At 36.3% G+C, this 12,209-nt stretch carries 13 protein-coding genes and 1 tRNA gene; all 14 read right to left on the bottom strand.

Annotated elements, in window-relative coordinates:
• Nucleotides 1-2: 2 nt before the first annotated feature.
• A tRNA-Asp gene (locus ODR02_RS23095) sits at nucleotides 3-76 on the bottom strand.
• A 126-nt stretch (nucleotides 77-202) separates the two neighbouring features.
• Nucleotides 203-520, bottom strand: a complete 318-nt coding sequence (trxA, locus tag ODR02_RS23090; protein ID WP_027374941.1) for a thioredoxin — start codon at nucleotides 518-520, stop codon at nucleotides 203-205.
• An 85-nt stretch (nucleotides 521-605) separates the two neighbouring features.
• Entirely contained in the window at nucleotides 606-1,781 is a 1,176-nt protein-coding gene (locus tag ODR02_RS23085) for a cysteine desulfurase family protein (protein WP_209785654.1), read from the bottom strand.
• A gap of 2 nt (nucleotides 1,782-1,783) precedes the next feature.
• The gene (locus tag ODR02_RS23080) at nucleotides 1,784-2,251 is read right to left on the bottom strand and encodes a hypothetical protein (protein WP_309513671.1); all 468 of its coding nucleotides are present in this window, start codon (nucleotides 2,249-2,251) and stop codon (nucleotides 1,784-1,786) included.
• Nucleotides 2,252-2,275: 24 nt separating this feature from the next.
• Entirely contained in the window at nucleotides 2,276-2,863 is a 588-nt protein-coding gene (locus ODR02_RS23075; RefSeq protein WP_309513670.1) for an HAD family hydrolase, read from the bottom strand.
• Nucleotides 2,864-2,867: 4 nt separating this feature from the next.
• Nucleotides 2,868-3,593, bottom strand: a complete 726-nt coding sequence (locus tag ODR02_RS23070) for an SDR family NAD(P)-dependent oxidoreductase (protein WP_309513669.1) — start codon at nucleotides 3,591-3,593, stop codon at nucleotides 2,868-2,870.
• A complete protein-coding gene (locus ODR02_RS23065; RefSeq protein ID WP_105683827.1) occupies nucleotides 3,593-4,912 on the bottom strand; it encodes an FAD-binding oxidoreductase in 1,320 nt (439 codons plus the stop codon). The genes ODR02_RS23070 and ODR02_RS23065 overlap by 1 nt, the downstream gene beginning before the upstream one ends.
• Complete coding sequence (locus tag ODR02_RS23060; RefSeq protein WP_209785658.1) at nucleotides 4,909-5,796, bottom strand: decaprenyl-phosphate phosphoribosyltransferase; 888 nt, start codon at nucleotides 5,794-5,796, stop codon at nucleotides 4,909-4,911. The genes ODR02_RS23065 and ODR02_RS23060 overlap by 4 nt, the downstream gene beginning before the upstream one ends.
• Nucleotides 5,797-5,903: 107 nt before the next feature.
• On the bottom strand, nucleotides 5,904-6,593 hold the full coding sequence (locus ODR02_RS23055; RefSeq protein WP_209785659.1) for an OmpA family protein: 690 nt from the start codon (nucleotides 6,591-6,593) through the stop codon (nucleotides 5,904-5,906).
• A 26-nt stretch (nucleotides 6,594-6,619) separates the two neighbouring features.
• Nucleotides 6,620-7,111, bottom strand: coding sequence for a lipocalin family protein (locus ODR02_RS23050; protein WP_209785660.1), 492 nt, complete (start codon nucleotides 7,109-7,111; stop codon nucleotides 6,620-6,622).
• 124 nt (nucleotides 7,112-7,235) lie between these two features.
• Entirely contained in the window at nucleotides 7,236-8,921 is a 1,686-nt protein-coding gene (locus tag ODR02_RS23045) for a S8 family serine peptidase (RefSeq protein ID WP_309513668.1), read from the bottom strand.
• Between the two features lie 87 nt (nucleotides 8,922-9,008).
• The gene (locus tag ODR02_RS23040) at nucleotides 9,009-9,629 is read right to left on the bottom strand and encodes a WbqC family protein (protein ID WP_408916192.1); all 621 of its coding nucleotides are present in this window, start codon (nucleotides 9,627-9,629) and stop codon (nucleotides 9,009-9,011) included.
• Nucleotides 9,630-9,688: 59 nt separating this feature from the next.
• Nucleotides 9,689-11,335 carry a signal peptidase I gene (gene lepB, locus ODR02_RS23035; protein WP_105683822.1) on the bottom strand — a complete coding sequence of 549 codons (1,647 nt, stop codon included), beginning with the start codon at nucleotides 11,333-11,335 and terminating at the stop codon, nucleotides 9,689-9,691.
• A 135-nt stretch (nucleotides 11,336-11,470) separates the two neighbouring features.
• The gene (gene dapB, locus ODR02_RS23030; protein ID WP_209785663.1) at nucleotides 11,471-12,172 is read right to left on the bottom strand and encodes a 4-hydroxy-tetrahydrodipicolinate reductase; all 702 of its coding nucleotides are present in this window, start codon (nucleotides 12,170-12,172) and stop codon (nucleotides 11,471-11,473) included.
• Nucleotides 12,173-12,209 lie beyond the last annotated feature (37 nt).

Genomic DNA, 12,209 nt, shown 5'->3' with positions numbered 1-12,209 from the left:
TGCGATCCGGACGGGACTCGAACCCGCGACCTCCGCCGTGACAGGGCGGCATTCTAACCAGCTGAACTACCGGATCATTATTTTAAAGAACGTCGTTTCTTTTTCGTGGTTGCAAAATTACAACTTTTTTTGTTATCTGCAAATTATTTTAAAAAAAATGCCTCCCAATGCTGGAAGGCGTTCATTATCAAACTTATTTTTTTTATAAGTGAGCGCTTAATTTTTCAGCGATTACCTCTTTTGGAGCTACACCTACTAATTTATCAACTACTTCTCCATTCTTAAAAATAAGAACTGTAGGAATATTTCTAATACCATACTGCATAGAAATCTCTTGGTTGTTGTCTACATCTACTTTCCCAACTACTGCTTTACCTTCAAAATCTGATGCTACTTCTTCGATGATTGGTCCTAAAGTTCTGCAAGGTCCACACCATACTGCCCAGAAGTCTACTAATACCGGTTTATCTGATTTTAAAACCGTATCCTGAAATGAGCTGTCTGTAATTTCTAAAGCCATTTTTTGTCTCTTTTATTTTAATTAATATTATTTTTCTTTTAATCCTTTATTGGATGTTCAAAATTACGATTTTTAGAGCACAAGACTATCTATGCTCAACATTAGTTTTTTCTATAGTGTAATCGCTTGAAATTTCTTTCAAGGCATTGACTAATGTATCAATCTCCGCTTTGGTCGTCATATGGCTGAAAGAGATACGTAATGGTGTACAGTGATCCATTTCGTCCTCAGAAAGCACCATCATCATTACCATTGAAGGTTTTGATGCTCCTGATGAGCATGCACTTCCCTGAGAGATTGCAATTCCTTTCATGTCCAGTTGAAGCCCTATTAATGGATTTTTATAAGGCAATAAAGCACTTAAAACGGTATAAAGGCTGTTTTCCTTTTCAGCACTTCTTCCGTTGAATTTAATCCCATTTATTTCTGCAGAAAGTCTTTCAATTGCATAATCTTTGATATCCTGCATATGGTGGGTATAATCCTCCATATGATTTAGGGAAAGCTCTAATGCCTTACCTAACCCTACAATACCGCAAACATTTTCAGTTCCGGCTCTAAGGCTTCTTTCCTGAGGTCCTCCGGTAATAATTCCTTTTAAACCTGTTGCTTTTCTGATAAATGCAAACCCAGCTCCTTTTGGTCCGTGAAATTTGTGGGCACTGCAGGATGCAAAATCTACGGGGATATCTGAAAAGTCAAGGTTCATATGAGCCATGGTCTGTACAGTATCTGAGTGGAAAAGCGCATGATGTTCTTTGCACAGTTGGGCAACCTGTTTAAGGTTGATGATATTTCCGATTTCGTTATTGGCATGCATTAAGCTTACCAGTGTTTTTTTATCTGAAGCTTTTAAAAGCTCTTCTAATTTAGCAAGATCAATATCTCCTTTTTCATTGGGACGGATGTAGTTCACTTCTACTCCTTTTCTGCTTTTCATATCCAGAATACTTTCAGAAACGCATTTATGTTCCAGAGGAGAGCTGATGATTCTTTCTACTCCCAGATGTTCTACCGAGGATTTGATGATCATGTTGTTTGATTCGGTACCACAGGAAGTGAAAATGATTTCAGCAGGACTTACATGAAGATAGTCTGCAACCTGTCTTCTTACATTTTCAATAAGGATTTTTGCTTCCTGACCAAAACTGTGTGTTGAAGACGGGTTTCCGAAATTCATTTTCATAGTGCCAACCATTGCATCTATAACTTCTTCTGCAAGCGGAGTGGTTGCGGCATTATCTAAATATACTTTATCCATTATTATTTTGAATATTTTAATTCTACGGAGGTAAACTTGTAATCTGCAGGAACAGTAAAAATAAACCAAGGGCTGGAGATCACCTGAATTTCCATTCCGCCTGAGGGTTCTCCGGCCGGAACTTCTACATACAGAATCTGGTTTTTCACAGATATGCTTTTGATCTCTTCAATTTTATGGCTCCCTGATCTGAAGGTTCCCAAATTGTATAAAACGACTTTTTTGTTTTTCGGAAACTGCGGGTATTTGATATACGATTCATTTCCCAGGTCTGCAATTCCAAAACTTCCTTTAATAATAGTACGAAAATCTGTTTCGTCTTTAATGATTTTAAAGCCGGGCGCCTCAGCTCCTCCCTGAGATTCAGAGACAAGAAGTTCCGTATTTTCCTGTACAGCAGAAGATTTCTGATTTGAAGTGCTTGCACAGCTCATAAAAATTACTGCACATGCTATTAACAGGCTTTTCATTTTTTACAATTTTATCTCCCAAAATTAATGAAAAAATTGGTAATGTCCCTCATTTGCCCATTTCAACATTGGCCGATCTCCTGAAGTATCCCCAAATGCAATAATTTTATCGTACTTAGAATCGTTGATTTCTGCTTTAATTCTTACCAGTTTTTCTTTCCCGTTGCAATTTTTTCCTACAAAATTTCCTGTGAAAATCCCGTTCTTAAACTCTGCCCGCGTAGAAACAAGCTGCATTTTCAGTTCATCAGCGAAAGGTTTTACCCAGATATCTAATGACGCAGTTACCAATAAACTTTGTGTATTATTCCTATCGATATTTTTTATAAAGTCTAACGCATTTTCCCTCACTATCTTAGGATAATGCTGTTCAAAAAACTGTTTAGATTTCTGTTCGATTTTTTGCTGAGTCTGTCCTCTTAAAATGGAACCGATAAAGCTTTTTTTTACTTTTTCCGTTTCGGCCAGTTTCAGTTTCAGCAGAATAAACAGAGGTACATGTCTTAAAAATTGTATACGGTATTTTGTAGAATCATAAAATTTAAGATACATAAACATGGTATCTTTATACGTCAAGGTTCCGTCAAAATCAAAACAATACAATTTTTTCATTTTTTTAAAGCTTTAATTTTTTGAATATAAACTCAGGAATATTCCTGATAATCATCATAATAACACTCCAAACCGGCAAAACATATGCCACGTTTTTCTCCTTTTTGAAGGCTTTATAAATACAGGCAGCGGCCTGTTTGGGAGTTGCTGTCAACTTCGGATTCAAAGGAAGTCCTTCTGTCATCTTAGTGGCCATAAACCCTGGTTTTATGGTAAGAACATGTACTTTTTTATCAAAAAGATAGTTTCTTAAACCACTCAGATACGCTGTAAAAGCTGCTTTTGCGCTTCCATAGATAAAATTACTCTGTCTTCCTCTGTCTCCTGCCACGGATGAAAGCCCGATGATCGTTCCGGATCTTCTGTTTTCAAACTTATGGGCAAAATAATTCATCACAGGAACCAGTTTCGAATAATTGATGTCGATGATACGTTCTGTATTTCGATTATCATACAATCCTTCTTCTGTTCCATCACCTAAATATCCTACGGCACAAAATAATACATTTGAATTGATATTATCAAATCTATTGTAATCAATTTCTTTCGTCAGATCCAGTTCAATGACTTCCGCCTGCTGCAGAAACTTTACATCAATATGTCTAGCAAAACGCTCTGTAGTTTCTTTATTTGAGGTAAAAAGATAGATTTTTTCAAACTTTTCTCCTTCCTGAAGTGCTTTTTCCACAAAAGCCTGTGCCACTTCAGATGTACTTCCCAGAACTATCATTATGAGTTATTATTTATGATTCTTTTGTGCTGTAAAGACACAAATTTAGGATTTTGAATATTTTTCAGGTAGCTGGTCAATGATGATCTGCTCATGCTGTCTTTGGTAAGATAAATTCTTCCTCCAAACTCCTGAACAATAGCATCAAGCTGATCTACCAGTTTTTTCAGTTTTGAATTGACTTTAAAATCCAGAGCCAGTGTATACCCTTCCACAGGGAATGAGTTGTAGGCCTGAGGATTGTTCTTTCCAAAAAGTTTTAAAACCGCTAAGAATGATCCGTTCCCGCTATTGGCTATCGTTTCAAGAATTCTTTTCATTCCTTCTTTTCCGGTTTCTTTAGGAATCACCATCTGGTACTGTATAAAACCGGATTTCCCGTAGATCTTATTCCAATCTGTGATGGCATCCAAAGGATAGAAAAACGTCTCATAGTCGATAAAGTTTTTCACTTCTTTTTTAGACTGTTTTTTATAGTAGAGCCAGTTGAATATTTTAACAGTGAGGGCATTCAGTACAAATCCCGGAAAATAAAAAGGAACTGTAGGCTGTAATTTTTTCTTCAACCGTAGGGGTGTTTTTGAAAAGCTCTGTGGAAGTTCATGCTGAAAAGCGTGCTCTCCTCTCATCAAAATACTTCTACCAATATTTTTCCCTTTCTGAAGACAATCAATCCAGGCCACCGTATAGGTCCAGTTTTCACTTTCTTCAAACAGTTTAAATATTTCATCCAGATTGTCTGCTTTTATACTTTCCTGACGAATGTATGCAGATTCTATATTTTTAAGTTTAAATTTCGCTGTAAGAATGATACCGGTAAGTCCCATTCCTCCAATGGTAGCCCAAAACTTTTCTGAATTTTCTTCTCTGGAACAGGTAATAATTTCCCCGTTCTCAGTCATTAGCTTAAATTCAATCACATATTCTGAAAAACATCCTTCTGCATGATGATTTTTTCCATGAACATCGGAAGCAATAGCACCTCCTACTGATACAAATTTTGTCCCGGGAGTTACATACAGAAAATATCCTTGCGGAACAGCTATTTCCAGTACATCGGAAAGCAGTACTCCGGATTCACATTCTATGATCCCGTTCAAGCGGTCAAAATTGATGAACTTATTTAATTTTTTTGTTGAAAATATAGATTCTCCCAGCGAAGCATCTCCGTAACATCTTCCATTCCCTCTTGCAATAACTTCGTTGTGATTGAGTACAAATTCTTTTATTTTTCTGAAACTGTCCTCGGATCTCATTTCCTTCTCTACTATGGGAAAGTTTCCCCAGTTTGTAACTTTCTGTATGAAATTAGGCTTCATTTCTTAAAATAAATTTGAATTAAAAATGCAACTACCCAAAGCAACAGAGTAACCTGTATATAACGGTCTCTGTAAACAATTTTTGTAGGAGATTCTGTCCTGTTATAAACCAATGTCTGCTGAAGATATCTTAACAATGCGAACACAACGAAAATCACCGTATAGAAAACCCGTTCATGAAATCTTTCCTGAACTTCCGGAGACAGTGTAAACATCAGATAGCAAATAATAGCTAACGTAATAGAAATGGATAAGGCAATATCGGCAAACTGAACGTTATATCCATCCAGAGCTTTTCTTGTTTTTCCTGAAACCTGAGCATTGATAAGCTCTCCTCTTCTTTTCCCGATAGCCAGTACTAATGCCAACACAAACGTTAACAGAATCGCCCATTGCGAAATACTGATTCCGGTAATATAACCTCCAGCCAGTACACGCAATACAAATCCTATGGCAATAATAAAAATATCAATGATAGGAACATGTTTAAGCCTAAAAGTATAGGCAAGATTCATTACCACATAAAACCCTATGATGATTGCAAATTTCCAGAGTAGCTCATGGAAATAAAGTTTGGTAAAGAATACAAGAGCAATATCTGCAACAATAAGACCGATAAGAATTCCTATGGCTTTTGATTTTGAAATAGCTCCACTCGCCAAAGGTCTTCTCCTTTTTTCAGGATGTTTTTTGTCTGCTTCAATATCATTATAATCATTCAGGATATACACCACACTGGCAGCAAGCGAAAATATAACAAATGCAAAAATGCTTTTGAGAAGCAGATCTATATTGGTAATATTACCTGAAAAGAACAGAGGGACAAATACAAAAAGGTTTTTCACCCATTGCTCCACACGGAGCAGCTTTAAATATTTCTTCATTTATGTTATTTCAAATACAAAAATAATAAATTCAAAGTTTCTAGCATAAAAATACAAAAAAAACCGCCGGGGCGGTCTTTTACGAAAATATTTATATATTAAATTAACTATTGGCCTTGTTTGGCGTCGTTAATCATTTTTTCATTGGCAGTAATAGCAAACTCTACTCTTCTGTTTTTAGCTCTTCCTTCATCAGTATCGTTGCTTGCTACAGGCATTGCTTCTCCTTCACCTTTTGTAAACATTCTGTTTGATGCAATTCCTTTTCCTGATAAATATGCTTTCACAGCATCAGCTCTTCTCTGAGAAAGTTTAAGGTTATAAGCATCCGCACCTTTGCTGTCTGTGTAACCATAGATATTGATATTTGTATCTGGGTTATTAGCCAATACTTCAGCTAATTTATCAAGGTTTGTTTGGGCTACCGAAGTAAGGTTTGAAGAGTCAAAAGCGAAGTTAACAATACTTTCATTCATTGTTACTTTAATACCGTCTCCTACTCTTTCTACCTGAGCACCTGGTAAAGTTTCTTTAATATCTTTTGCCTGCTTATCCATTTTGTTACCGATAACGTTACCAGCAACACCTCCGATAATACCTCCTAATACAGCACCAATAGCACCGTTTCCTCCTTTACCTACATTATTACCAAGGATACCTCCCAGTACTGCTCCTGAAGCAACACCTACGGCTGTACCTCTTTGTTGGTGATTTGAATTCTGAACGGCTTCACAACTTGTCAATAATAATGCTGATGACAAGAAAAGAGCTCCTACGTATGTTTTTGTAAATTTCATTTTTTTTGATCTTTTATGTTGATAAATTATTTCATTCCTGCTCTCTGGAAGTTGTAAACTACTTTTACATTACCTCCTTCAAAAGGAACATCTTGCTCAAGCGAAAACTGATCTGTAGTCTGATTGATCAGAGTAAGGCTGTACCCCGCTGTATTTTGTTTTGCTTTTGTACCTGAAGCAATTTTTTTAAACATAAATGTATTACCGCCTTTTACTTCAAATTTGATAGGCTGTGTAATTGCCGGGCAGTCTCCACCTCCGTTTAAAGTATACGCTCCTGTCCAGTTATTAGGAATCAATCTCCAGTGGCTTCCTACGAAGCACTGTGCGTCTGCGCCTTCGTCAAAAGGTTTAATTTTATAACCTTTATCATAATCTATGCTCACAATCTGCCAGTCTCCTTTTATTTTCAGGAAATCTGCTCTTTGATTTTGAGATGTAGCTGCTTTGTTAACAGAGGAACACGAAACTGCAAAAAGTGATGTTCCCAACATCCCTGCAAGTAGTAACTTTTTCATTTTGTTGTTTATTATTTTGTTACTATAAAGTTACAAAAAACCGTGCCAAAATTTAAAATAAAAAATAAAAAGTCCGAAAAAATTCGGACTCTTTATGATTTCTCCTTAAACACAGGGAGATAAATTATTTTTTAACAGCCTTTTTTACGGATTTCGAAGGCTTGGTATTACTTGACGGCTTACTACCTTTGTAGAAATTGGTATAAGCGTATTCTGCAGCTTTTTTCAGGTCGATCACTCCACCCGCCTGGGATTGGTCTCCAAATCCATCTGCTGTACTTGGGTTACTGCTTTTTACAAGCGCTTCAATGATCTGATAAGGCTTCAGATCTGGCATATAAGCTAATAAAACAACTGCTCCTCCGGCAACTACAGGTGAAGCCATAGAAGTACCCTGAAGGTATTTATATTGATTTTTAGGAACAGTAGAATAAATTTCTTCTCCCGGAGCAAAAACATTTACCATTTTCTTATTATAATTAGAAAAATCGGCTCTCAAGGCATTGTTTTTATTGGTACTTGCCCCTACCACAAGAACGTTGCTTACAAATGGCTTTTCATCAGTAACGTTTTTAAAGTTGGTAGGATATGCCAAATGTTCTGCTACATCTTCATTTTCATTTCCAGCTGCTTTCACTAAAAGCACCCCTTTATCTTCGGCATATTTAAAAGCATCCCAAACAACATCCTTACCTGGAGAAACAGGTTTTCCGAAGCTCATGTTTAGTACTTTTGCTCCGTTATCAACGGCATATCTGATAGCATTAGCAACGTCTTTGTCTCTTTCATCTCCATTCGGAACAGTTCTTACAGACATGATTTTAGCAACTTTCGAGGCTACTCCGTACTGAACTTCTTTTCCTTGTGGCAATCCGGCAATGATTCCTGCTACGTGGGTTCCGTGTTCTGCGTCTGCTCCTTCATAGTGATTATTTCCGTAGATTTTTTCAGAATAGTCATCATAGTTATCACCCACGATTTCTTTTCTTGGATCATAGGAAAGGTCATATTGTTTTGCTGCAGGCGCAAAATGATCGATTGCTTCTTTCATCTCCTCCTTCATCTTCTTTTCAAATTCCTCTGCAGATTTTCCTTTGAATTCCGGACTTTGAGAGATTTGTCCCAAGAAATCCAGGGCAATAGCATCTCTCTGATCTGTTGGGGCTTTAATAGCTGAAATTGTTTCTGCAGTCACAGGCTTCCCTCCCAATAATTTTACCATATTAGGAATCAGCTCGTTTAGCATAGAATAGGTCTGAAAGCTTTGTTTTGCCTCGATACTTTTTTTATTGAACATATCTTTGGCCTTCATATACATATCAAACTCATCCTTCATTTTAGCCTGATTGGCTTTGTTCTTTGTGGAATCGTTTCCTTCGAAAACAGGCTTATATTTAGCAACAACTCTTGTTACCTCCATATTATCGATATCGATATCACCGTTTTTACCTCCTATAAAGTTCCATCCGTGTACATCATCAATATATCCGTTTCCATCATCATCTTTACCGTTTCCAGGAATTTCATTAGGGTTTGACCATAAGTTCTTTACCAATCCGGGATGATCTACCTGTACTCCACTATCCAGAACTCCTACTACAACAGTTTTAGGCTTCAATCCTTTAGATTCTAAGTATTTATAAGCATTTGCCGTATTTACTCCATATACTTTTGAAGTTGCAAAATCTTTATGATACCATGTCATCAGATCTTTATCTTCGTTTGGATCAATACTTTTAGCTTTAGACTCCTGTGCAAAAGAGAAATTAAAGCCTGCTAAAAAAACTGCAGCTAATAATACCTTTTTCATATTTTGATATTTAATTTTTTAAAGACATATCCCAATCGCCACCTTCATGTGTTCTATGCTAAATATTTCCTTAATAGCGATGGTATGCTATAATTGTTTTATATTTTTTATATACACCAGTGATTCCGGACCTTTATTACAAATAAGGTCAATAACCGAAAGGTCTTCCAAAAATCCTAATTTATCAGAAAACGTCTGGTAATAGTCTTCCATCTGAAATTCTGAAGGAAGCTTTGCCGAAAACTTTTCTCTGAAATTGATACTTTCAGGATTTTTGATATATTCTTCATTCAAAGAGTGTGCCTTTTCTGTTTTCAGTATCTGTTGGATTACTTCTATCCCTTTAAGGTTAAAGTCAAGAAGGAACTTTTCTTTAAGGTCAAATATTTTTCTGAATTTATCTTCATAATATTCGAAATACGGAGAGCTCTGATACGCTGTTTTGATGGATTTCCAATGAAGCGTTCTCCAGTCTTCACGGTAAGAGATTTCAACATCTTTATATTCTCTTTTTCCGTTATGATTGATAGGGATTATTAATGACAATTTCCCGTTGGCTCCATAGATGTTGGCTCTGTTTCTATAAGTCTGTTTGGGAAAGTTTTCAAACTGTTCCAGTACAATTTCACTCTCAGGATTTAAAAACACTGAAAACCATGAAATTGGTGGCATATAAAATGCCGGTAATAATACGTTCTTCATATTCATAATACAAAAATGAAGTATTTTTTCAAATACTTCATTCTATTTTAAGTTTAATTTTTCTGTTAGTCGTCTTCAGTTTTTTTCTTTCCGAATAATTTCATGAAATACTCCCATCCGAAGAACAGGATCAGAATCATCGCTGCAATCCACCAGTAAGAGGTTTTATTGGCTTCTCCTGTATTGGTTGCTTTGAACATTCTTTCCCAACGGATTTTGAATGGCGCCTGATACGTAGAACTGCTGTCAGCAAAAGCACCCTGAAGGCTCATCCATGTGAACATTGGCTTTCCAACAATATTTTCTTCCGGAACAAAACCAAAGAATCTTGCATCTAGTGAAGCATCCCTGTTGTCTCCTACCATCATATAATAATCCTGTTGAATAGTATATTGGCTGGCTTCTTTTCCGTTGATGAAAACTTTTCCGTTCTTTTTCTCTAAGCTGTTGTGTTCATATTCAGAAATAATCCACTGATACATTGGAAGTGTTTCCTGATTAATGGCTACAACATCTCCTTTTTTAGGAATTCTAACCGGGCCATACCAATCCTGATTCCAAGGTTTGTTGATTGGGAAGATCGATTGTGTTGTATCAATTTTAGTTTTAGCTTCGTCTCTGTAATATACTGCAGCTTCACCTTTTGTTGAAACCTCTTCCTTCATATCAATAACATGAGGAAGTTCTTTAATTTCCTTAGCCGTTTTATCCGTTAAACCCTGAAACCCATAAAGGAAACCTCCACTATTTTGTTGAACCTCCTGAACCGGTAAAAATCCATACGCTTTATATAAAGTAGGGATATCTAATTGAGCATCTGTAGTGACAATATATCTGTGCTGTACTTCCTGATCACCTAAAACAGTTTCCGGTTTTCCATTTACAAAAAGTCTTCCGGCTCTCATTTCAAAAGTGTCACCTGCTGCAGCCACACATCTTTTTACATAAGGATCTTTTCTATCAATTGCAGTATGTACAGAATCCTGAGGATAGTTGAAAACTACTACATCATTTTTCTGTGGTTTGTTGAATTGTAAAATTCTTGTGTAAGGAAGTTTTACTCCATCTACATAAGATTTGGGATCATCTTTCGGATTGCCTTTCTGTCCTGTATCCATAATTGTTCCCTGAAGGAAAGGTATAGCTACCGGACGCATCGGAAGTCTGTATCCGTAGCTCCATTTGTTAACAAAAAGGAAGTCACCCACCAGTAATGTTCTTTCCATAGATCCTGTAGGGATTCCGAATGGCTGTGTTACAAAAACGTGGATGATGGTTGCAAAAACTACTGCAAAGGTAATTGAACCAATGAATGTATCTTTCTTTTTATCATTTTTCTCTTCATCTGTAAGAAATAGCTCGTTGGCATTTTCATCTTCTAACTCTACATCTTTAGAATAGTTAATCACTGCCATATAAATAAATGGAAGGATTACGGTAAGAATCTGATCTTTGAAAAGTGTTTTCCCGAATTTTTTCACTAGATAAAGGTGAAAAACAGACATCATAATGGGCCCTACTATCGGAAGGTAAGAAAGAATTGCCCACCATTTCGGGTGTTTTGTTTCTTTCAGAATGATGAAATAGTTGTAAAAAGGGATAAAAGCAAATAAAGGGCTATAGCCCATTTTCTTGAACAGTTTCCAAGATGAAATCCCCATCAATACGGATAGTATGAGGACATATACTGTATAAGTTAAAAAATAATTCATAAATTTTTGTGCCTATTCTTAAGATATAAATGATAAAATGATGAGCAATAAATGATAAAAGCAGTCCGCTGTTTACAATTCACTATTCATCATTTTCTGTTTTATTGGTCTGCAATTTACAGAATTTGTTACAAATTAAAGTCCCAAAACATCTTTCATTGCGAAGTTTCCTTTTTTATCTTTAATCCATTCAGCAGCGACTACAGCTCCCAATGCAAAACCGTTTCTGTTGAAAGCAGTATGTTTGATTTCGATTTCGTCTACTTCGCTTCTGTAATACACGCTGTGAGTTCCCGGTACTTCATCTTCACGTACTGCGAAAATCCCAAGCTGTTTACCTTCTGTTTCTTCCAGTTTCCATGCATCAAATTTCGGGTTGTTTTGGATGATCCCTTCAGCAATAGAAATAGCCGTTCCACTTGGAGCATCTTTTTTATGGATATGGTGAATTTCCTCTAACTGACAAGAGTATTCATCTACATTTTTCATCAGATCGGCAAGCTTTTCGTTTAAGGCAAAAAATAAATTCACTCCTAAACTGAAGTTGGAACCATATAAGAAAGCTGTACCGTTATCTACAGCTAATTTTTCTATTTCATCTTTTTGATCCAGCCATCCTGTAGTTCCGCAAATCACCGGAATTTTATTTTCAAGACAAGCTTTAATGTTTTCAAATGCTACTTCCGGTAATGAGAATTCAATCACAACATCCGGATTATTAAGATTCTCAGCAGTTGGGGTTTCCTTCAGGCGGGCAACAACTTCATGACCTCTCTTCTGTGCGATCTCATCAATGATCTTACCCATTTTACCATAACCCACTAATGCTATTTTCATATGATCTTTTTATTTTTTTACTCCTGCATTCAATCTT

Source organism: Chryseobacterium sp. CFS2 (assembly GCF_036543225.1).
GTDB lineage: Bacteria > Bacteroidota > Bacteroidia > Flavobacteriales > Weeksellaceae > Chryseobacterium > Chryseobacterium culicis_A.
Note: the sequence above shows the minus strand (reverse complement) of the source record. Positions and strands in the feature narration are given on the sequence as shown.